General features: G+C 68.5%; 23 protein-coding genes. 18 read left to right on the top strand and 5 right to left on the bottom strand.

The annotated features are described in order from the left end of the window. Positions 1–619: AraC family transcriptional regulator (locus VHL31_RS15435; protein WP_329662115.1), on the top strand; the 619-nt coding region annotated here is incomplete at its 5' end. On the opposite strand, the gene VHL31_RS15430 is transcribed toward VHL31_RS15435, so the two are convergent. Both VHL31_RS15430 and mtgA read right to left on the bottom strand, forming a co-directional pair. Continuing rightward, positions 616–1,104 carry a hypothetical protein gene (locus tag VHL31_RS15430; RefSeq protein ID WP_329662114.1) on the bottom strand — a complete coding sequence of 163 codons (489 nt, stop codon included), beginning with the start codon at positions 1,102–1,104 and terminating at the stop codon, positions 616–618. The two genes, VHL31_RS15435 and VHL31_RS15430, sit on opposite strands and share 4 nt — an antisense overlap. Then, positions 1,092–1,865, bottom strand: coding sequence for a monofunctional biosynthetic peptidoglycan transglycosylase (gene mtgA / locus VHL31_RS15425; RefSeq protein ID WP_329662113.1), 774 nt, complete (start codon positions 1,863–1,865; stop codon positions 1,092–1,094). Before mtgA ends, VHL31_RS15430 begins: the two co-directional genes overlap by 13 nt. Before the next feature lie 15 nt (positions 1,866–1,880). Here mtgA and VHL31_RS15420 point away from each other — a divergent pair, with 15 nt between their 5' ends. Further along, a complete protein-coding gene (locus tag VHL31_RS15420; protein WP_329662112.1) occupies positions 1,881–2,831 on the top strand; it encodes a DMT family transporter in 951 nt (316 codons plus the stop codon). On the opposite strand, the gene VHL31_RS15415 is transcribed toward VHL31_RS15420, so the two are convergent. After that, positions 2,770–3,678 carry a DMT family transporter gene (locus tag VHL31_RS15415; protein WP_329662111.1) on the bottom strand — a complete coding sequence of 303 codons (909 nt, stop codon included), beginning with the start codon at positions 3,676–3,678 and terminating at the stop codon, positions 2,770–2,772. The genes VHL31_RS15420 and VHL31_RS15415 overlap by 62 nt on opposite strands. Before the next feature lie 181 nt (positions 3,679–3,859). On the opposite strand from VHL31_RS15415, the gene VHL31_RS15410 reads away from it, so the two are divergent. The 16 genes from VHL31_RS15410 to lpxB all read left to right on the top strand — a co-directional run bounded on the left by VHL31_RS15410 (position 3,860) and on the right by lpxB (position 19,141). After that, complete coding sequence (locus VHL31_RS15410; RefSeq protein ID WP_329662110.1) at positions 3,860–4,363, top strand: DUF1622 domain-containing protein; 504 nt, start codon at positions 3,860–3,862, stop codon at positions 4,361–4,363. A gap of 233 nt (positions 4,364–4,596) precedes the next feature. Continuing rightward, positions 4,597–5,520 (top strand): 30S ribosomal protein S2, encoded by a 924-nt coding sequence (gene rpsB, locus VHL31_RS15405; protein ID WP_329662109.1) that lies wholly within the window; start codon positions 4,597–4,599, stop codon positions 5,518–5,520. Positions 5,521–5,559: 39 nt separating this feature from the next. Continuing rightward, positions 5,560–6,486 (top strand): translation elongation factor Ts, encoded by a 927-nt coding sequence (gene tsf, locus VHL31_RS15400; protein WP_329662108.1) that lies wholly within the window; start codon positions 5,560–5,562, stop codon positions 6,484–6,486. A gap of 55 nt (positions 6,487–6,541) precedes the next feature. Next, positions 6,542–7,309: a UMP kinase gene (pyrH, locus tag VHL31_RS15395; RefSeq protein WP_329662107.1), complete on the top strand. Its 768-nt coding sequence runs from the start codon at positions 6,542–6,544 to the stop codon at positions 7,307–7,309. After that, positions 7,306–7,869, top strand: a complete 564-nt coding sequence (gene frr / locus VHL31_RS15390) for a ribosome recycling factor (RefSeq protein ID WP_329662106.1) — start codon at positions 7,306–7,308, stop codon at positions 7,867–7,869. Before pyrH ends, frr begins: the two co-directional genes overlap by 4 nt. A gap of 29 nt (positions 7,870–7,898) precedes the next feature. Further along, positions 7,899–8,642 (top strand): isoprenyl transferase, encoded by a 744-nt coding sequence (locus VHL31_RS15385; protein ID WP_329662105.1) that lies wholly within the window; start codon positions 7,899–7,901, stop codon positions 8,640–8,642. A 3-nt stretch (positions 8,643–8,645) separates the two neighbouring features. Beyond that, entirely contained in the window at positions 8,646–9,470 is an 825-nt protein-coding gene (locus VHL31_RS15380) for a phosphatidate cytidylyltransferase (protein ID WP_329662104.1), read from the top strand. After that, positions 9,467–10,648: a 1-deoxy-D-xylulose-5-phosphate reductoisomerase gene (locus tag VHL31_RS15375; RefSeq protein WP_329662103.1), complete on the top strand. Its 1,182-nt coding sequence runs from the start codon at positions 9,467–9,469 to the stop codon at positions 10,646–10,648. Before VHL31_RS15380 ends, VHL31_RS15375 begins: the two co-directional genes overlap by 4 nt. Further along, the gene (gene rseP / locus VHL31_RS15370) at positions 10,645–11,760 is read left to right on the top strand and encodes an RIP metalloprotease RseP (RefSeq protein ID WP_329662102.1); all 1,116 of its coding nucleotides are present in this window, start codon (positions 10,645–10,647) and stop codon (positions 11,758–11,760) included. The genes VHL31_RS15375 and rseP overlap by 4 nt, the downstream gene beginning before the upstream one ends. A gap of 115 nt (positions 11,761–11,875) precedes the next feature. Continuing rightward, positions 11,876–14,119 (top strand): outer membrane protein assembly factor BamA, encoded by a 2,244-nt coding sequence (gene bamA / locus VHL31_RS15365; protein ID WP_329662101.1) that lies wholly within the window; start codon positions 11,876–11,878, stop codon positions 14,117–14,119. 16 nt (positions 14,120–14,135) lie between these two features. Then, a complete protein-coding gene (locus VHL31_RS15360) occupies positions 14,136–14,795 on the top strand; it encodes an OmpH family outer membrane protein (RefSeq protein ID WP_329662100.1) in 660 nt (219 codons plus the stop codon). Between the two features lie 7 nt (positions 14,796–14,802). Then, positions 14,803–15,843, top strand: coding sequence for a UDP-3-O-(3-hydroxymyristoyl)glucosamine N-acyltransferase (lpxD, locus tag VHL31_RS15355; protein WP_329662099.1), 1,041 nt, complete (start codon positions 14,803–14,805; stop codon positions 15,841–15,843). After that, positions 15,840–16,331 carry a 3-hydroxyacyl-ACP dehydratase FabZ gene (gene fabZ, locus VHL31_RS15350; RefSeq protein ID WP_329662098.1) on the top strand — a complete coding sequence of 164 codons (492 nt, stop codon included), beginning with the start codon at positions 15,840–15,842 and terminating at the stop codon, positions 16,329–16,331. Before lpxD ends, fabZ begins: the two co-directional genes overlap by 4 nt. After that, complete coding sequence (gene lpxA / locus VHL31_RS15345; protein ID WP_329662097.1) at positions 16,324–17,127, top strand: acyl-ACP--UDP-N-acetylglucosamine O-acyltransferase; 804 nt, start codon at positions 16,324–16,326, stop codon at positions 17,125–17,127. The genes fabZ and lpxA overlap by 8 nt, the downstream gene beginning before the upstream one ends. Before the next feature lie 14 nt (positions 17,128–17,141). After that, a complete protein-coding gene (locus VHL31_RS15340) occupies positions 17,142–17,963 on the top strand; it encodes an LpxI family protein (protein WP_329662096.1) in 822 nt (273 codons plus the stop codon). Continuing rightward, positions 17,960–19,141 carry a lipid-A-disaccharide synthase gene (gene lpxB, locus VHL31_RS15335; RefSeq protein ID WP_329662095.1) on the top strand — a complete coding sequence of 394 codons (1,182 nt, stop codon included), beginning with the start codon at positions 17,960–17,962 and terminating at the stop codon, positions 19,139–19,141. The genes VHL31_RS15340 and lpxB overlap by 4 nt, the downstream gene beginning before the upstream one ends. Here the strand turns inward: lpxB and VHL31_RS15330 are convergent. Both VHL31_RS15330 and rnd read right to left on the bottom strand, forming a co-directional pair. Then, on the bottom strand, positions 19,119–19,922 hold the full coding sequence (locus tag VHL31_RS15330; RefSeq protein ID WP_329662094.1) for an NAD-dependent epimerase/dehydratase family protein: 804 nt from the start codon (positions 19,920–19,922) through the stop codon (positions 19,119–19,121). The genes lpxB and VHL31_RS15330 overlap by 23 nt on opposite strands. Positions 19,923–19,929: 7 nt before the next feature. Next, positions 19,930–21,090: a ribonuclease D gene (gene rnd, locus VHL31_RS15325; RefSeq protein WP_329662093.1), complete on the bottom strand. Its 1,161-nt coding sequence runs from the start codon at positions 21,088–21,090 to the stop codon at positions 19,930–19,932. Between the last annotated feature and the right edge of the window lie 77 nt (positions 21,091–21,167).

Raw genomic sequence — 21,167 nt, 5'->3', positions numbered from 1 at the left:
CGTCCGCCCTGCGCGCCCATCCGAGGCAGGGACCGTGCTCGCCGACGACACCGACCTTGCGACGCTGGATTGCGCCTGGCGGCTGATGCGCCTGCTGGACCGGCCGCAAGCGATCCCGATTCTTCACGCGGGCATCATGCGGGAACTGCACTACTGGCTGCTGTCGGGCCGACATGGTGCTGCGCTGCGTGGACTGGCTCTTCCGGACAGCCATGCGAGCCGACTGGCCCGGGCGATCGCCATCCTGAGGTCCGATTATCGGGCGCGCATCCCGGTCGAGCGCCTGGCCGCGGCTGCGGCCATGGGCCTTACGGCCTTTCACCGGCAGTTCAAGCGGATGACGTCGCTCACGCCAGGACAGTTCCAAAAGCGGCTTCGGCTCATCGAGGCTCGCCGCCTCATGCTGCATGAAGGCCATTCGGCCAGCCGCGCCGCATTCGAGGTGGGGTATGAGAGCCTATCGCAGTTTACCCGGGAGTATGGCCGAATGTTCGGTCTGCCGCCGAAACGGCACAGCCTGTGCGCTGCCCAACAGGCTGCAGGGACGAAGCGCGATCTCCCGCCGAAGGTCCCGGGCGCCATGTCGAATCAGCGCGCCGCCGCGGGGCCAGCCGACTAGTTCCAGTCGTTGAGCTCCGGCACGAGCACGCCCGACCAGACGCCGGTCTCGCGGGCCTTGGCGATGTCGGCCAGGGCCGCATACTCGGCCGGGGCTCCTGCCAGCGGCACGGCCAGGCCTTCGCTCACCAGCCAGGCCCCCAGATCGAAACGGGGCCCGAACTGGTCGCGGCCAGCCACGGTGCAGAGCCCCTCGGCCACGCCGTTGGCGTCGCGGCGGACGATGTCGCAGCGGACGAAGCCGCTGATCCGCCGCTCCAGCGCCCGCTGCGCGCTGAAGTCGGAGCAGGTCTGGCCGTAGGCGTCCTGGATGCAGAGCACGCCGAGCTTGGGGATGATGATGCCGTACAGACGGACATGGGTGCCGCCGATCGACAGCGAGCCGTCCTCGTAGACCCGGGCGAAGCTCTCGATCTGCTCGGCCCTGGCCGGCGTTCCCGCCAGGGCCAGCACCAGGACGGCCAGCGCCGCCGTCAGCGCACGCATGCGTCCAGGTCCCCCAGCCGCTGCGCCCGCGAATCAATCTGCCTGCCGCGTGCCCGCATGTTCGCCGTCGCCGGCTGCGCCTTCCAGGTTCGTGGTGCCGGCAGGATCGCGATGATCCTTGCCATCTCCGCACGTGAGATGTCGCTCAGGTCCTTCTCGAACCAGTAGCGGGACGCCGCGGCCACGCCATAAACGCCCGGCCCCATCTCCGCGATGTTCAGATAGACTTCCATGATGCGTCGCTTGGGCCAGAGCAGTTCGAGCTGGAGGGTGTACCATGCCTCCAGCCCCTTGCGGATCCAGCTGCGGCCGTCCCAGAGGAACAGGTTCTTGGCGGTCTGCTGGCTGATGGTCGAGGCTCCCCGGCTCCGGCGGCCCGCCTGGACGCGCTCCAGCTGCTGGTTCAGCGCCTTCCAGTCGAAGCCGCGATGGGAGCAGAACAGCTGGTCCTCCGAGGCGATCGCCATGCTGGGCAACGGTTTCGGGATCTCGTCCATCGGCGTCCAGCTGCGCGAGAGCCCTTCGCCCTCGGCCAGGCGGAGGATCATCAAGGGCGTGAACCAGGTCGGCACGACGCGTCCGATGAGCAGCAGCGGCACCGGCAGGAAGGCCACCAGCAGGACGACGATCATGGTCCAGCGCAGGATGGTGCGGATGCGCCCGGGCGAGCGGAGCCTGCGCCAGAAGCCCTGGCGACGGGTGGCCCCGGTGGTGCCGCGCTGCCTCGATGCGGCCGCACCCTTGGCCGTCACCTTGGCCATGGCTGGACGCCTGGGGTGCGGCTGTGGGAAGGGCAGCCGGTCAGGGTCAGGGAGAAGAAGGTGGGCAAGGCGGACAAGGGTGCGCTCGTCGGTATCGGATTGGTGCTGCTGGCGTTCACGATCCTGCCGGTCCTGGACGGGATCGCCAAGCTCATGGGCGAGCGCTTCCATCCTTTGCAGATCACCTGGGGCCGGTATGCCTTCAACATGCTGGTACTCGTGCCGCTGGTCCTGCCGCGCTTCGGCCTGCGCGTCCTGACACCGCCGCGGCTGGGGCTCCAGGTCCTGCGCGGCCTGTGTCTGCTCATGGCGACCGTGCTGTTCTTCACGGCGCTGATGTATCTGTCCATGGCGGAGACGCTGGCGCTGGCCTTCGTCTATCCGCTGATCGTCACGCTGGCGGCCCCGGCCGTGCTGGGCGAGCGGCTGGGTGCTGCCAGGATCGCCACGGCGCTGGTGGGCTTTTTGGGCGCGCTCCTGATCATCCGCCCGGGTGCCGCCGTGTTCCAGCCGGCCTCGCTGCTGGCTTTCTCCACCGCCTTCGTGTTCGCCGTCTACATCATGCTGACCCGAAAGCTGGCCGGCCTGGCCCCGCACCTGCACTCCCTGTTCTTCACGGCGTTCGTGGGTGCCATCGTGATGAGCCCGATCATGCCGTTCGTCTGGTCGCCCATGAGCTGGCCGGACTGGCTGGGCTTCCTGGCGATCGGCACCATCGCCGCCATTGGGCACCTCCTTCTCCTGCGGGCCTATGAGCGCGCACCGGCCAGCGTGCTGGCGCCGCTCGGCTATTTCGAGATCGTCAGCACCGTCGCGATCGGCTGGCTGCTGTTCGGCGACCTGCCCGATGGCTGGACCTGGGCCGGCATCGCCGTGATCGTGGCGTCCGGAATCTTTGTGACGCTCAGGACCAGCGAGCGGGCGCGCCAGGTGACGCCAGAGCCGGAGGAGGCGGCCGCCGGCTGACCAGCGCCACGCCCACGGCGCTGAGCGCCATGCCGGCCAGGTCGCCCCAGCCTAGCTGCTCGCCGAACAGGAGCCAGCCGAGCAGTGCGGTGACCGGCGGGACCAGGAAGAACAGGGCGGATACCCGGGCGACCTGGCCTTCCCGAATCATCGTGAACAGCAGCGAGATCGCGCCCAGCGAGAGGACCAGCACGAGCCAGGCCATGGCGAACACGACCTGGCCATTCCAGCCCATCCGCCCTTCCTCGAACATCCCGGCACCCAGCAGGCAGACCAGGGCGGCGGCGCCGAACTGGACGGCCGAGCCGGTACGCAGGTCGAGGTCGGCGCAAAAGCGCTTCTGCCATAATGTACCAGCCGTGATGCCGAGCAGGCCTGCCAGGGCCTCCAGCGTGCCCTGCGCCGAACCCACCCGGAGCGAGCCTCCCACCACGAGCAGCACGCCCACCACGCCGAAGCCGATCCCCAGCCACTGGCGGCGGACCAGCCGTTCGCCCAGTAGCGGGCCGGCGATCGCCGCGACGAGCACCGGCTGCATCGATGCGATCAGCGACGAGGTACCCGTGGACAGGCCGTGGACCAGGGACTCGTAGACGCCACCGAGATAGACGGCCTGCAGGAGGATGCCGGCCACCGCGGCATGAAGGAACTGGCGGCGCGAGCGTGGCCATGGCGCCCTGGTGAGCAGGGCCACCGACGTCATGATCGCGGCGACGATGGCGAACCGCCAGGCGAGGAAGGTCAGCGGCTCGGCGTAGGGCGCTGCAAACTTCATCCCGATGAAGCCGGTGCTCCACAGGAACACGAACAGGGCGGGGGCGCTAAGGGTGATCGAACGGCGCAACACGGGCAAACTCGCGGAAGGGGCGCCCAGGCTCTAGTGGATGTCCAGGCGGCCGGCCAGGAAAGCCTGCCGCCGGCGTTCGGACGGGCGTGCCGGAGGCAGCCTTGCAAGCTGCGGGCGCCGATCCGGAAGCCGCCTCGGCTTTTCATCCACCGCCGGCACTTTCGGGAAAGGTCACGCCACCATGAAGCGGTATCCTGTAGTTCGGGGTTCGATCCTGGCTGCGCTGGCCGCGGCAACAGTTCTCGTTCCAGGGCTGGCCAGGGCTGAGCAGGCCGCTCCGGCACTGGCGATGACGGACGGGCTCGAAGTCTGGCTGCACTGGACGGCGCGGGCGATCGAGCTGGTCGGCGTCGGCATCATCGTGGTCGGTGCCGTGGTGGCCTCGCTTCGCTATCTGGTTCAGGCGCTACGGGCCGGCAGCTCGACCGGGACCTACGAGGCGTACCGGGCCAGCCTCGGGCGGGCCATCCTGCTGGGCCTGGAATTCCTGGTCGCCGCGGACATCATCGGCACGGTCGCGGTCGAGCCCACGCTGCAGAACCTGGGCGTCCTCGCCCTGATCGTGCTCATCCGGACGTTCCTCAGCTTCTCGCTGGAGGTGGAGATCCAGGGGCGCTGGCCGTGGCAGCAGCAGGCGCCGGCGCCACGGGTAGCTGCCTCGGGCGAGTCGAGGGAGCCGGGCTGATCCCCATGCCGCGGCACATGGGCCGGGCCATGCGCGATGCCGTTCCCGTATCCGCACCGAGTGATCCTCGCCTGCAGCCGCGGGTTGCATGATCGGCCGCCTCGCTGTAAAGAGCCGGCCATCTCGCACGCGGACGACGCCGTGCCGTCTTGGCACGCCCTCTATCGGTGCGTCGGGTCATTCCGACGTTATCGTCCGCGGAGGTTAAGAACCGACCCGAGGAATCTGGGATCATGACCTTTCCGACCTTCACCATGCGCCAGCTGCTCGAAGCCGGCGTCCATTTCGGCCATCAGACCCGTCGCTGGAACCCGGCGATGGCGCCGTTCATCTTCGGCGTCCGCAACGGCATCCACATCCTCGACCTGACGCAGACCGTCCCGCAGCTGGACCGCGCACTGCGCACCGTGCGCGACGTGGTGGCGGGCCGTGGCCGCGTGCTGTTCGTCGGCACCAAGCGCCAGGCACAGGCACCGGTCGCCGATGCCGCGCGTCGCTGCGGCCAGTATTTCGTGAACCATCGTTGGCTGGGCGGCACGCTCACCAACTGGAAGACGATCAGCCAGTCGATCAAGCGGCTGCGCGAGATCGAGGCGCGGGTCGAAGGCGGCCAGGGCCACCTGACCAAGAAGGAGTTCCTGAACCTCGGCCGCGAGCGCGACAATCTTGAGCGCTCGCTGGGCGGGATCAAGGACATGGGCGGCCTGCCCGACCTGATCTTCGTGATCGACACGAACAAGGAAGAGATCGCGATCGCCGAGGCGAACAAGCTCGGCATCCCGGTCGTGGCGATCTGCGACAGCAACAGCAACCCGAACAACGTCCGCTTCCCGGTGCCGGGCAACGACGATGCGGCGCGCGCGATCAACCTGTATCTCGACCTGGCCGTGGCGGCCGTGCTGGACGGTATCACCGCCGACCTGACGGCGTCGGGCACCGATATCGGCGAGGCCGTCGACCTGAACGAGGAAGTGATCGAGCCGCTCGGTCCCGTGGAGCCGATCGAGGCGGCCGAGGCGGCCCCGGCCGAGACGATCGTGCCCAGCGCGTCGGTTGCCGATGCCGATCTCGGCGACCAACTGACGGTCGACACGGCCGTTCTGCCTGACGAGCAGGCGGTCATCGGTGAGGAAGTCCCGGTGGCGGGCGTGAGCTGACCGAACGAGCTAACGACCGAACCTCAGGACCAGGATAACATGGCTCAGATTACCTCCGCCCTCGTCAAGCAGCTCCGTGAGCAGACCGGGGCTGGCATGATGGACTGCAAGAAGGCGCTGGAAGCGACCGATGGCAACCTCGAGGAAGCCGTCGACTGGCTGCGCAAGAAGGGCCTGGCGGCAGCGGCGAAGAAGTCCGGCCGCACGGCCGCCGAGGGCTTGGTCGGCCTGAAGCTCGCCGACACCGCCGGCGCGCTCGTCGAGATCAATGCCGAGACGGACTTCGTGTCGCGCAACGAGCAGTTCCAGGCGATCGTCATGGACGCGGCGGCACTGGCCATCGATGCGATGGGCGACGTTGAGAAGCTCAAGGGCCTGACCGTCCCGTCCTCCGGGCGGACCGTGGCTGACGAGATCACCAACGGGATCGCGGTGATCGGCGAGAACATGTCGTTGCGCCGCACCGCCATGATCTCGGTGGCCGACGGTGTCGTCGCCGGCTACATGCACGGCCAGCTGGCGCCGAACCTCGGCAAGATCGGCGTGCTGGTCGGCCTGCAGTCGACCGGCGACAAGGCGAAGCTCGCCGAGATCGGCAAGCAGATCGCCATGCACGTGGCCGCGACCAACCCGCAGTCCGTGTCGACCGACAACCTGGATCCGGCCCTGATCGCGCGCGAGCGGGCGATCTTCGCCGACCAGGCGGCAGCCTCCGGCAAGCCCGCCAACATCATCGAGAAGATGGTCGACGGTCGCATCCGCAAGTTCTACGAGGAGGTCGTGCTGCTGGAGCAGGTCTTCGTCGTGAACCCCGACCAGCGGGTGAAGGACGTCATCGCCCAGGCGGCCAAGGACGTGGGCGCCCCGGTGACGCTGACCGCCTTCGTGCGGATGCAGTGCGGCGAAGGCATCCAGAAGGAAGCGGACGATCTGGCGGCCGAGGTCGCGAAGCTCGCCGGCGTCTGATTTTCTGCGTGTGGGACATGGTCGGCGGGTGCCGGCGGAAGGGAGCGGCGACGCGATGAGCGAGGAAACCGTCAGCTCCCAGCGGTCGTCCTCGACCGGCCGGCCGCGCTGGAAGCGCGTGCTGATGAAGATGTCCGGCGAGGCGCTCCTGGGCGCCCAGGCTTCCGGACATGACAGCGCCGTGCTCGATCGTCTCGCGGCCGATGTCGCGGCGGTCCAGGCGCTGGGCGTGCAGCAATGCCTGGTCATCGGTGGCGGCAACATCGTGCGCGGTGCCAGCCTCGCCGGGTCAGGCATCGACCGGGCGAGCGCCGACTACATGGGCATGCTCGGAACGGTCATCAACGCGCTGGCCGTGCAGGCCTTCATCGAGCGGGCGGGCGTGCCGACACGGGTCATGTCCGCCATCCCGATGGCTGCGGTCTGCGAGCCCTATATCCGACGCCGCGCGATCCGGCACCTGGAGAAGGGAAGGGTGGTCCTGTTCGCGGCCGGCACCGGCAACCCGTTCTTCACGACCGACACGGGCGCGGCGCTGCGGGCGGCAGAGATGAACTGCGAGGCCATCCTCAAGGGGACGCAGGTGGACGGCGTCTACTCGGCCGATCCGAAGAAGGACCCACATGCCACCCGCTACGAGCGCCTGAGCTACCAGAAGGTCCTGGCGGACGAGCTGAAGGTGATGGATGCCTCGGCGATAGCCTTGGCACGCGAGAGCAGGATCCCCATTGTGGTATTCCGCGTCCGTGAAGCAGGCGCCTATGCGCAGGTGGTGCAAGGACTTGGACCGCACACGGTGATCGACGGGGAGGAACGGGGATGAGCGTGAAGACCTTTGACCTGGAATCCGTCAACAAGCGGATGGATGGCGCGATCGACGCGCTGAAGAAGGAACTGGCGGGTGTGCGCACCGGCCGTGCCACGACCTCCATGCTGGAGCCGGTGATCGTCGAAGCGTACGGGGCCGAGATGCCGCTGGCGCAGTGTGCGACCATCACCGTCGCCGATGCCCGGATGCTGCAGGTGCAGGTCTGGGACCGCGGCCTGACCAAGGCTGTCGAGAAGGCGATCCGTTCGGCCAATCTCGGCCTGAACCCGCAGGTCGAGGGCCAAGTCATGCGCCTGCCGCTGCCGGAGATGTCGCGCGAGCGCCGGCAGGAACTGGTCAAGGTCGCGCAGAAATATGCCGAGAGCACGAAGGTCGCCATCCGAAACGTGCGGCGTGACGGCATGGACCAGCTGAAGAAGCTGGAGAAGGACAGCCACATTTCGCAGGACGAGCAGTCCAAGCATGCCGACGAGATCCAGAAGCTCACGGACAAGCATATCGACCTGGTCGGCCAGTTACTGACGCAAAAAGAAAAAGACATCATGCAGGTCTGAGCGCCTCGGGGGCCGTCGAATTGTCCATCATGCCGTCCACTGCAGCGGGCGTTCCGGGGTCGCCACCGGTGCATGTCGCCATCATCATGGATGGCAACCGCCGCTGGGCGCGCGCCCGCGGCATGCCCGGCGTGATGGGGCACCGCCGCGGCGCCGATTCGGTGCGGCGCGCCATCCGCGCGGCCGTGCGCGAGGGCGTGCGCTACCTGACCCTGTTCGCCTTCAGCTCGGAGAACTGGCGCCGGCCGGCCATGGAGGTCGGCGAGCTCATGAACCTCCTGCGCTTCTACCTCCGCAAGGAGCTCACCGAACTGCACAAGGAGGGCGTGCGCATCCGCGTGATCGGCGAGCGCAGCCGGCTGGCCGAGGACATTCGGGTGATGCTGGCCGAGGCCGAGGCGTTGACGGAGGGGAACACTCGGCTCGACCTGGTGCTGGCGCTGAACTACGGCTCCCGGTGGGAGATCACCGAGGCGGTGCGCACCCTGGTCGACGCGGCGAAGGCCGGCCATCTGGACGCCACGGCGGTCGACGAGGACTTGGTGGCGCGCCATCTGGGCACCGCCGGCATCCCCGACCCGGACCTGCTGATCCGGACGTCGGGCGAGCAGCGCATCAGCAACTTCCTGCTCTGGCAGCTGGCCTATACCGAGATCGTCTTTCTCGACGTGGCTTGGCCGGACTTCGACGAGCATCACTTCCGCGCGGCGCTGGCCGAGTTCGCCCGGCGCGAGCGGCGCTACGGAGCGTCGAGCAGCGCACAGGTCGGCTGACGCGTGACCCGCGAGTTCGATCCGGCCTTCTACAAGCGCCTGACCTCGGGCCTGGCCCTGGTGGTGATCGCCATGGCTGGCCTGTGGTTCGGCGGCTGGGCGTTCGACGTGCTGGTAGTCGCCGCGGCCGGCTTCATGGCCTACGAGTACGGCCGCATCGCCGGCCGGCTGGGCGGCGGGACCGGCTTCAACTACCTGACGATCGTGGCGACGGGGCTGGCGACGCTGCTGGGCGTGGCGGCCCTGTTGCTCGGCACGGTGGACCTGGCCCTGGCGGTCGTGGCCCTGGTGGCCCTCGCGACCGTGGCGCTGGCGGCCCTGTTCGGCCGCAACGATGGTGACCGCGCCGCATTCGGGCCGCTCTATATCGCGGTGCCTTGCGTCCTGATCATCGACCTGCGCCTGGGCGAGCCGCGCGGGTTCACCATGGTGCTCTGGATGTTCGCGGTGATCTGGAGCACGGACACGGTCGCCTATCTGGTCGGCCGCTCGGTAGGCGGCCCGAAGGTCGCGCCGGCGATCAGCCCAGGCAAGACCTGGTCCGGCTGCCTGGGCGGTGCGATCGGCGGCGTGCTCGCCGGTGCGCTGGTCGCCACGCTGGCCAACGGCATGCCGCTGGCAGCCGCCTTTGCCGCCTTGTTCGTCTCGATCGCCGGGCAGCTGGGCGACCTGTTCGAATCCCGGCTCAAGCGCGTGGCGGGCCTGAAGGATTCCGGCCGCGTCATTCCCGGCCATGGCGGCGTGCTGGACCGGCTGGACGCCGTGCTGTTCGCCGCACCGGTGACCTCGCTGCTCGTCTACGCGTTCGGCCCCGGCGTCCTGACATGACGACACTCACCGTGCTCGGCGCCACCGGATCGATCGGGCTCAGCACGCTGGCGCTCGTCGACGAGCATCCGGAACGTTTCAGGGTGACGGCGCTGACCGCCCATTCGCGGCCGGACGCGCTGGCCGAGCTGGCGCTGCGCTACCGGCCGGAACTGACGGTGATCGGCGATCCCCGGCACCATCGGCAGCTGCAGGAGCGCCTGGCCGGCCACGGCCTGGCTACCGCGGCCGGCGAGGAAGGCCTGGTGGCGGCCGCCGGGCTTGCGGCCGACTGCGTGGTGGCGGGCATCGTCGGCATTGCGGGACTGGCGCCGACCATGGCGGCGGTGCATCGCGGTGCCACCGTGGCGCTCGCCAACAAGGAATGCCTGATCGCGGCCGGCCACCTGTTCAGGGCGGCGGTGGCGGAGCATGGCGCAAGGCTGCTGCCGGTCGATTCGGAGCACAACGCGCTGTTCCAGGCGCTGGCCGGCAGCGATGGCCGCGACGTGGAGAAGCTCACCATCACCGCCTCGGGCGGCCCGTTCCGCAAGGCATCGGTGGCGGAGATGCGTGCGGCCACGCCCGAGGCCGCCCTGCGGCACCCGAACTGGAAGATGGGCGCCAAGATCACGATCGACAGTGCTACGATGGTGAACAAGGGCCTGGAGCTGATCGAGGCCCACCAGCTCTTCGACCTGCCGGACGAGCGGCTGGACGTGCTGGTTCACCCGCAGTCGGTCGTGCACGGCATGGTCCACTACCAGGACGGCTCGGTGATCGCGCAGCTCGGCTGTTCGGACATGCGGGTGCCGATCAGCTATTGCCTGGGCCATCCCGAGCGTCTCGCCTCGTCGGTGCCGAGGCTGGACCTGGCGAAGCTCGCGACGCTCAGCTTCGAGCCGCCGGACCCGGCGCGCTTCCCGGCCCTGCGGGTCGCCAGGGCGTGCTTGCGGGCGGGCGGTGCGGCACCTACCATTCTCAATGCCGCCGATGAGGTGGCGGTTGCTGCCTTCCTGGATCGACGCATCGGCTTCCTCGACATCGTCGCCGTGATCGAGGAGGTGCTGGCCGATCTCAGCCCGCCTTCCCCCACCGACCTCGCGGCCGTGTTCGCGATCGATGCCGAGGCCAGATCCCTGGCCGAGCAAGCGATCCGGATGCGTTTCCCCCGCACCGTTTCGGAGCCCGCGCCATGATCGGCACGCTCATTCAGTATATCGTGCCGTTCCTCATCATCCTGACCGTCGTCGTGTTCGTGCACGAGTACGGCCATTTCCGTGTCGCCCGTGCCTGCGGCGTGCGCGTCGACGTGTTCTCGGTGGGCTTCGGGCCCGAGCTGTTCGGATGGAACGATCGGCACGGCACGCGCTGGCGGTTCAGCGCCATCCCGCTGGGCGGCTACGTCAAGATGCATGGCGACCTCGATGCCGCCAGTGCCCGCAGCGATGCCAAGGTCAGCGCCGATCCCACCTCGTTTCCGGCCAAGACGGTCGGGCAGCGAGCGGCGATCGTCTTCGCGGGACCGGCCGCCAACTTCGTGTTCGCCATCGTCGCGCTGACCTTCCTGTTCGTGGTGAGCGGAAGGCCGTTCACGCCGCCCGTGGTCGGCACGGTGGCCGAGAACAGCCCGGCGGCGGTAGCCGGCATCCTGCCCGGCGACCGGATCGTCGCCGTGGACGGTGCTTCCGTGGAAAGCTTCGAGCAGCTGCAGTCCCTGGTGGCTCCCCGTCCGGGCGAGGAACTGCAGATCTCGGTTCTGCGCGGGGAGGACCAGATCGACCTGCCGCTGGTGCCGGAACTCACCGAGCTTACCGACCGATTCGGCAACGAGCACCGGATCGGCCGCATCGGGATCGGCAGCTCGGGCGTCGAGTTCCGGCGAAGCTCGATCCTGTCGGCACCGGTGGAGGCCGTCACCGAGACCTGGCGGATGATTACCGGGACGCTGGCGGGCCTTTGGGAGATGATCGTCGGTTCACGCGGTACCCAGGAACTGGGTGGGCCGATCCGCATCGCCCAGATGTCCGGGGAGATCTCTCAGGATGGCCTGGTGCCGGCGATCTGGTTCACCGCCGTCCTGTCGATCAATCTTGGGTTGATCAACCTTTTCCCGATCCCGATGCTCGACGGCGGTCATCTCGTCATGTACGCGGCGGAGGCGATCCGGGGGCGGCCACTGGCCGAGCGGGCCCAGGAAATGGCGTTCCGTTTCGGACTGGCCATGGTGCTTTCCCTCATGGTATTCGCGACTTGGAACGATTTGGTGAACCTGAAGGTCATCGAGTTCCTCAAAGGCTGGGTATCCTGATCAGGGCGCGTTCGCCCGCAACGCGGTGGGCCGCTGGGGTGGACACATGCAGATAAGCCGGGCGCTGCGCCGGACGTTGACCGCGCTCTTGCTGTCGATTTCTCTGACAACCGCAATGGCCTCGACTTCGCTGCTGGCTCCGTCGGCCCAGGCCCAGCAGCCATCGGACACCGTCACCGCGATCGAGGTGCGCGGCAACCAGCGGATCGAGCAGGCGACGATCGAGAACTATCTGTCGCTGCGCCAGGGCGACCGGTTCGACGACCGCAGGCTCGACGATTCGCTCAAGACACTGTTCGCGACCGGGCTGTTCGACGATGTGAGGATCGAGCGGGAAGGCTCGGTCCTGGTGGTCACCGTCGTCGAGAACCCCATCATCAACCGGGTGGCGTTCGAGGGGAACGACCGGATCACGACCGAGGTCCTGACCCAGGAAGTCCAGCTGCAGCCCCGCACCGTGTTCACCCGCGCGCGGGTGCAGGCGGCGGTGACCCGGATCCTGGACATCTATCGCAGCAGCGGCCGCTACGGCGCCACGGTCGAGCCCAAGGTCATCGAGCTCGACCAGAACCGCGTCGACCTGGTGTTCGAAATCAAGGAAGGCCCGCTCACCGGCGTGGGCGGCATCAGCTTCATCGGCAACGAGAACTTCTCGGACTCGGCACTGCGCGGGGTGATCCAGACCAAGGAAAGCGCCTGGTACCGTTTCTTCACCACCGACGACACCTACGATCCGGACAGGCTGGCCTACGACCAGGAGCTGTTGCGCCGCTTCTATACCAGCCGCGGCTATGCCCAGTTCGAGGTGCGCTCCGCTGTGGCCGAGCTGTCGCCCGACGGCAGCGACTTCTTCATCACCTTCACCGTGGACGAAGGCGAGCTGTTCAACTTCGGCGACATCACCGTCACCAGCAACGTGCGTGACGTGCAGCCCGAGGAGCTCCAGTCGCTGCTCGTTCCGGTGGCCGGCGAAACCTACAGCAGCGAGCAGATCGAGAAGACGGTCGAGGCGCTGACCGATCGCCTGTCCGTGCTGGGCTATGCGTTCACCAGGGTGAACCCGGTCCAGCAGATCGACACGGAGAACAAGACCGTCGCGGTCAACTTCGTCGTGGACGAAGGCCCACGGGTCTATGTCGAGCGGATCGACATTCGCGGCAACGTCCGCACCCTGGACCGGGTTATCCGGCGCGAGTTCCGGCTGGCCGAGGGCGATGCCTTCAACGCCGACCTCCTGCGCCGCTCGGAGCAGCGCATCCGGGCGCTGGGCTTCTTCGACAGGGTCGAGGTCGGCACGCAGCAAGGATCGGCAGCCGACAAGGTCGTCATCACCGTGGATGTGGTCGAGCGCTCCACCGGCGAACTGTCGTTCGGTGCTGGCTATTCCACCTCGGACGGCGTGCTGGGCGACATCCGCCTGCGGGAGCGCAACCTGCTGGGCAGGGGCCAGGACATCGACGCCCAGTTCACCTTCTCCGGCCGCCGGCAGGATATCGGCGTGGGCTTCACCGAGCCCTACTTCATGGACCGCGACCTCGCGGTCGGCTTCGACCTGTTCTCGCGGGAAACGGACTACCAGGACGAATCGTCGTTCGACGAGCGCAACGTCGGCGGGACGGTGCGGGCGAACTATCCGCTGACCGAGAACTGGCGCCATGGCGTGCGCTACACCCTGCGCAACGACAAGATCTTCGACGTGCCGGACGACTCCTCGCCCTATATCCGCGACGAGGAGGGGGACCGGACCTCGTCGATCATCGGCCAGACCCTCGCCTACGACACCCGTGACGACCGCTTCCTGCCGAACGCGGGCACCCTGCTGCGGCTCGACCAGGACATCGCGGGCCTTGGCGGCGACAACCAGTGGATCAAGCACGAGGTCCGCAGCGACTGGTACTACTCGATCATTCCGGACGTCGTGGTCAACCTGGGCGTTTCGGCCGGGTACATCGTCGGATTCGGCGGCGAGGAGGTGCACCTGTCCGACCGGTTCTTCATTGGCGGCGCCAGCTTCCGAGGCTTCGAGTTCGCCGGCATCGGGCCGCGTGACGTCGATTTCGGCGATGCCCTTGGCGGCAATCTCTACTATGTGGGCACCGCGGAGATGCGCTTCCCGTTGGGGTTGCCAGAGGAACTGCAGATTTTCGGCCGTAGCTTCGCGCAGGCAGGCACCCTGACGGACATCGACCTCAGCGGTCCTGGCCTCGAGGATTCGGGGTCGCTGCGGGCATCGGCGGGCGTCGGTCTGTCCTGGATCTCGCCGCTTGGTCCCCTCGCGATCGACTTCGCGCTGCCGTTCGCCAAGGAAGATTATGACGAGACCGAGGAATTCCGCATTTCCTTCGGGACGCGGTTCTGACCGGAGGGTTATCGGCTTGCCCAGTTCATCCCTGAAGACCCGTCTGGCGCTGGCTGTTCTGGCAGGCATGGTGTCGTTCGGCGTCGTGCCGGCCCAGGCGCAGCAGCAAGAGCCGCCGCCTGCCGCGGCCGACGCTCAGGTGAACCTGCCGCCTGCGGTTGTCGGCATCATCGACTACCAGAAGATCCTGCGCGACGCGAAGGCGGCAAGCAGCATCCGTCAGCAGGTCGAAGCACGGCGCAAGGCCTACCAGGACGAGATCACCGGCCAGGAGCAGAGGCTGCGCGAACAGGACCAGGCCCTGGCCAAGCAGCGCACGGTCCTCTCGCCGGAAGCGTTCGCCACCAAGCGGCGCGAGTTCGAAAAGGAGGTGGCGGAGGTCCAGCGCCGGGTCCAGGAACGCCGTCGGCAGCTCGACGAAGTCACCGCGGTGGCGCTGAACGAGGTACGCGAGGCGATCATCCAGGTCGTTTCCCAGCTGGCGGAGGTAAAGGGCTTCAACCTGGTCGTCCCGTCCTCGACGGTCCTGGTGTTCTCGCCGCGCATCGATGTCACGTCCGACGTGCTCATGGCCCTCGACCAGCGCCTGCCGGACGTGAAGGTCGCCGAGGCGGCGCCGGTCGGATCCGCCGCCGGCGGCACGGTGCCGGCCAGCCCCGAGCCCAAGCCACAATAGTCCGATCATGGCCGATCCGCGCTTCTTCCGCCGAAGCGGGCCGCATCGTCTGGGCGACCTTGCGGACCTCGTCCAGGCGACCCTCGAGGGTGACCCCGACATTCTGATCGAGGACGTGGCCAGCCTGGCGGCCGCCGGGCCGGGCGACATCGCGTTTTTCGACCACCGCCGCTACCTGCCCGACCTCGCTGCGACCAACGCCGCCGCGATCGTCGTGAAAGTGGCCAATGCCGGCCACGTGCCCCTGGACAAGGCTCGGTTGGTCGCCAAGGACCCGCAGCTCGCCATGGCGCTCATCGCCACCCGGTTCTACCCTGACGAGGTGCCGGGGAACGGCGTGCCAGATTGCGAGGTCTCGACGGGTGCGCATGTCCACAGGTCTGCGACCCTCGGCGAGGGTGTCCAGGTCGAGGCAGGCGCGGTGGTGCAGGAGGGAGCCAGCATCGGTCCAGGTGCTCTCGTCGCCGCCAACGCCGTGATCGGGCGGAACGTCGTGGTCGGGGCGGGGTCCAGGATCGGGGCTGGGGCCACCCTGTCGCACTGCCTGATCGGCGAGCGCGTCGTGATCCATCCCGGCACACGGATCGGCCAGGACGGCTTCGGCTTCGCGATGGGCGCCACGCACCACAAGGTGCCCCAGCTTGGCCGGGTGGTGATCGAGGACGACGTGGAGATTGGTGCCAACACCACGATCGACCGGGGCAGCGGCTCGGACACGGTGATCGGCCGCGGCACCAAGATCGACAATCTCGTCATGATCGCCCACAACGTGCGGATCGGCGCGCACTGCATCATCGTGGCGCAGTCCGGGATCTCCGGCAGCGCAACGGTGGGCCATCACAGCGTCCTGGCGGCCCAGAGCGGCATCGCTGGCCATCTGACGGTCGGCCCCATGGTGCAACTCGCGGCACGGACGGGGGTGATCGAGGATCTTCCCGGCGGTGGGATCTATGGTGGTGCGCCTGCCGTGCCGGTCGCCGAGTGGCGCCGGCAGGTGGTTGCCACGCGCATGCTGGGAAAGAGAAAGAAGAAGGGAGAGGCGCCATGAGCCAGCAGGGACGGTTCGAGCCGGGCACGCCGCTTCCCGACATCGACTATACCGGGATCCTCAAGCGGATCCCGCATCGTTATCCCATGCTGATGGTCGACCGCCTCGCCGAGATCGAGACGTTCAAGCGAGCCGTCGGGATCAAGAACGTCACTTTCAACGAGCCGTTCTTCCAGGGCCATTTCCCGAGCGACCCGATCATGCCGGGCGTGCTGGTGATCGAGGCCTTGGCCCAGGCAGCGGCGGTCCTGGTGGTGGCGTCGCTGGGTGCCGAGTTCGAGGGCACGACCGTCTACTTCTCGACGGTGGACGAGGTGAAGTTCCGCCGCCCGGTGCGGCCCGGCGACCAGCTGAAGCTGGAGGTCGTGCTCGAGCGCAGCAAGCTGATGATCTACAAGTTCCGTGGCCGGGCCCTGGTCGATGGCCTGCTCGCCACCGAATGCCTGTTCTCCGCCAAGGTGATGACGGGAACGCGCAGCGGTGAGTGAGATCCACGCCACTGCCATCGTCGACCCCAAGGCGGAGATCGCCGATGATGTCGAGATCGGGCCGTTCTGCGTCATCGGGCCGAACGTGCGGATCGAGCGCGGCTGCAGGCTGGTCGCCCATGTCGTGATCGACGGCCACACGACGCTGGGCGAGGGGATCCGCATCCATCCCTTCGCCTGCATCGGCCAGCCGCCGCAGCACCTGCGCTACAAGGGCGAGCCGTCCACCATCACGATCGGCGCGCGCTCCTGGATCCGCGAGTACGTCACCATCCATCCGGGCACCGAGGGCGGGCGGATGGCCACGACGGTGGGCTCGGACTGCCTGTTGATGGCGAGCATCCACATCGCCCATGACTGCATCGTCGGCAACGGCGTGGTCATGGCCAACAACGCCACGCTCGGCGGCCATGTCGTGGTCGGCGACTATGCCTTCCTGGGCGGCTTGTGCGCCGTGCACCAGTTCGTGCGGATCGGCCAGTACGCCATGCTGGGCGGCCTGTCCGGCGTCGAGAACGACGTGATCCCCTATGGCCTGGTGCTTGGCAACCGCGCGCACCTGGCCGGGCTCAACAATATCGGCATGAAGCGGCGAGGTGTCAGCCGGGAGGAGATCCGGCAGATGCGCAATGCCTATCGCACTCTGTTCGAAGGCGAGGGCGCGTTCGCCGACCGGCTGAACGAGGTGTCGGAAGTATTCGCCGACCAGCCCCGCGTCATGGAGATCGTCGAGTTCATCCACAAGTCGTCCCAGCGCGACCTCTGCCACCCGCGGGTCGGCGACCGCCTGCTCTGAACGGAAGGCTGACCATGCTTGGCAGGCTTGCGATCGTAGCCGGCGGCGGGCCGATGCCCAGGCGGCTGGCGGACACGGCGCGCGCGGCCGGGCGTGACGTGTTCATCGTGGCGCTGGACGGGATCACCGATCCGTCCACCTTCGATGGCCTGCCGCACGGCACGGTCGGCATCGGCCAGCTCGGTAAGGCCATCGACCTGCTGCACCGCGAGAACATCAGCGAGGTCTGCATGATCGGGCCGGTCAAGCGGCCCTCCTTCTCGGCGATGGGCCTGGATGCCCGTGCGATTTCGGTGCTCCCCAAGCTGCTGCGCACCGGCCGCGGCGACGACGCGCTCCTGAAGCTGGTGCTGGGCGAACTCGAGGCGGAGGGCTTCAGGGTCGTCGGCGCGCACGAGCTGGAGGCGGGGCTGCTGGCACCGGCTGGCGTGCTCGGACGGCATGCCCCGGATTCCGACGCCCAGCGCGACATCCAGCTCGGCCTGACCGTGGCCCGGGCCCTGGGGCTGCTCGATGTCGGCCAGGCGGTCGTGGTCCAGCAGGAACAGGTGATCGGCGTGGAGGCCGTCGAGGGGACCGACCGGCTGCTCGAGCGCTGTGCGGAGCTGCGGCTGGCCGGGCGCGGCGGTGTCCTGGTCAAGGTCAAGAAGCCGCAGCAGGAACGGCGGGCAGATCTGCCCACTGTGGGCACCGGGACGGTCGCCAGGGCGGTGGCGGCGGGGCTGGCCGGAATCGCGGTCGAGGCCGAACAGACGCTGCTCGTGGACCGAGAGGCCACGGTGGCCGCCTGCGACCAGGCCGGCCTGTTCCTCCTCGGCATCGATCCCGCCTCGTGACGGAGCGTCCCTTCCGCCTGTTCGTGGTGGCCGGCGAGCCCTCGGGCGACCAACTGGCCGGCCGGTTCGTGCATGCGCTGCGCGAGCTCCTGGCACCGCGGACGATCGAGGTCACCGGCGTGGGCGGGCCGCGCCTTGCCACCTTCGGCCAGAAGACCCTGCTGCCGCTGGAAGACCTGTCGCTGATGGGTTTTGCCGAGGTCGTGCCCAAGATCCTGCTCATCCGCCGCCACCTGCGCAATGTCGAGGCGGCCGTGCGCGAGATCCGGCCGGACCTGCTGCTCACCGTGGACGCGCCCGGCTTCAACCTTCGCCTGCTCGACCGGCTGCGCGACCTGCCGGTGCGCAAGGTCCAGTACGTCGCCCCGCAGGCCTGGGCCTGGAAAGAGGGGCGTGCCCGCAGGCTCCCGGGGCAGGTCGATCACCTGCTCTACATCCTGCCCTTCGAGCCGGCCTTCTTCGCGCGGTTCGGCGTGTCCGGGACCTTTGTCGGCCATCCGGTGATCGAGGAGCCTCCGCATGCCCCCGACGGCGAGCGGTGGCGGGCCGCCAATGCGGTGCCGGCCAGCCGCCGCCTGCTATGCCTCCTGCCCGGCAGCCGCCGCTCCGAGGTCACCCGGCACCTGCCGATCCTGCGTGAGGTCGTGCGCGACCTGGCCGTCGACCAGGCCGATCTCGGCGTGGTCCTGCCGACGGTGCCGTCGGTCGAGGCGCTGGTGCGCGATGGGGTGGCGGACTGGCCGGTGCCGGTTCAGGTGACGACCGAGCGGGCCGGCCGCTTCGACCTCTTCGCCGCCTGCGAGGCCGCGATCGCCGCATCGGGCACCGTGACGCTGGAGCTGGCCCTGGCCGGTTGCCCGGCCGTGGTGATCTACAAGTCGTCCGCGATCTCCGCTTTCATCGGGCGCCGCCTGATCAAGGTCCGCTATGCGTCGCTGGTGAACCTGATCGCCAACCGGCCGGTGCTGCCCGAGCTGATCCAGGAGGATTGCACGCCATCGGCCATCGCGGCGGAGGTGGCGGCGCTGATGGAAGATCCGGATGCCGTGGCGCTGCAGCGACTGGCGATGGGGGACGTGATCCGCACGCTCGTCCCGGCCGATGGCTCGACCCCGAGCGAGGCCGCCGTTCGTGCAGCCCTGGGCCCGGCACGGCTCAGCCTGCCGACAACGCCCTAGCCAGCTGCCGGCCCGCCATCCCTGCGGCCTCAAGGATGTTCTGGGGAGTGACGGTGGCTCCGGTCCGGCGCCGCAGGACGCCGGTATCGAGCACGAACTCGTCCTTGGGCTCGTCCAGGTCGATGACCAGCCTGCCCCGCCCGAAGCCGTCGATGAGGGCCTGAGCCAGCGTACCGCAGGCGGTCGGGCAACCGCTGCCGACGTTCACGATGCCTGGATGGTGACGGCTTGCCAGCGAAGCGATGGCGGTGGCGGCTGCTTCGACAGGGATGAAGTCGCGACGGGTGGCGGCCGCCATGTCGAAACGGATGATGCCTCGCGTCGCGAGGCCGTCCAGCATGCTGCCGACGAAGGTCGTCCGGCCCGGCCATTCATAGCCGAACACGTTGGCGAGACGGAGAACCGTCAGCCGATCGCCGAGCAGGGCCTGCGCGTGATCCTCGAGCTGCAGCTTGTGGCGGCCATAGGCGGTGACGGGGCTGGCCGTTTCCTGCTCCGTGAGCGGCGCCGACCCGGTCGGGCCGTAGACCGCGCGCGTGGAGAGCATCACGTAGCGGGCGGCGCTGCCCTGCACGCGCGCCAGGAGCGTCGTCTCCACGTCCTCGTCCAGACGCCAGGCGCGCGGGTCGCCTGGGCGGTGGCGGCCGGCATGGATGACGACGTCCACGCCGTCCAGCGGCACGGCGGCGATCTGGTCGTGCCGAACGGCCTGGGCACCGGGCAGGGCAGCGACCAGATGCCGCCCGATGAAGCCGCCGGCACCGGTGACCAGGACCCTCATGACCGCGTCAGGAGCGTCCGGCGCCTGCCTGGCGCGGCTCCACGACCACCCGCCGCCCCTTGATGCCCAGCACCAGCTCGCCCCGCTTGAGCGCCAGCGCCTTCTCGCCGAACACCTCGCGGCGCCAGCCGCTCAGCACCCGCGCACCGTCCTGCTCATCCAGCGCCACCGCTTCCAGGTCGTCGCCATTGGCGATCAGGCGCGGCGAGATGTCGTGCTCGTCGGCGACCTGCTTGAGGAGGACCCGCAGCAGGTCGACGATGGCGGGAATGCCCTTGGGCAGGTCCTTGACCGGCTCCAGCACCGGCAGCTGGGTTGCCGGCAGCTCCATGGCTTCGTTGATGGCGTCGACGACCGCCTGCGCGCTGCCGCGGTCCAGCGATACCCGCGGCAGGTCCTTCAGGGCGTCGAGCGTGCCGGGCTTGTTCGCCGCGATCTCCAGCAGGACGTCGTCGCGCAGGATCCGCTGCCGGGGCAGGTCCTTCGCCCGCGCGGCGCGCTCGCGCCAGGCGGCCAGGGCGCGCACGACGGCGGCAAAGCGCGGGTCGCGGGAACGCACCTTCAGCCTTCGCCAGGCGTTCTCCGGGTCGGCGTCGTACAGGTTGGGGTCGAACAGGGCGGCATGCTCGTCGTCCAGCCAGTGGCGGCGGCCCATCGCCACCATCTCCCGGTCGAGCTTCTCCCAGATTTCCCGCAGATGGATGACGTCGGCCAGCGCATAGGCGACCTGGCTGGCCTTGAGCGGCCGGTGCGACCAGTCGCTGAAGCGGGAGGTCTTGTCGACCTTGGCGCGGGTGAGCCTGCTCACCAGCGCCTCGTAGCCGACCTCCTCGCCATAGCCCAGGACCATGGCGGCGATCTGGGTGTCGACCAGGGGGCGGGGAAGCTGCCCGTCCATCAGGTGCCAGAAGATCTCCAGGTCCTGCCGCGCGGCATGCATGACCTTGAGGACGGCGTCGTTCGCCATGAGCGCCAGGAGGGGACCCAGGTCGATCCCGGGCGCCAGCGCATCGATCGCGACCGCCTCCTCTCTGCCGCCCAGCTGCACCAGGCAGAGCTTGGCATAGTAGGTCTTGTCGCGCATGAACTCGGTGTCGACGGTCACGTAGTCTTCGTGCGCCAGCCGCGCGCAAACGTCCGCCAGCGCGGCGTTGTCCTGGATCAGCATGCGGTGGGGATTTCCCTCGTGCGGGAGAGGCTCGCTTTACGTGCGAGGTCGGCAAGGCTAGACGCGCGGTCGAAACA

The organism is Geminicoccus sp., from assembly GCF_036263595.1.
GTDB lineage: Bacteria > Pseudomonadota > Alphaproteobacteria > Geminicoccales > Geminicoccaceae > Geminicoccus.
Note: the sequence above shows the minus strand (reverse complement) of the source record. Positions and strands in the feature narration are given on the sequence as shown.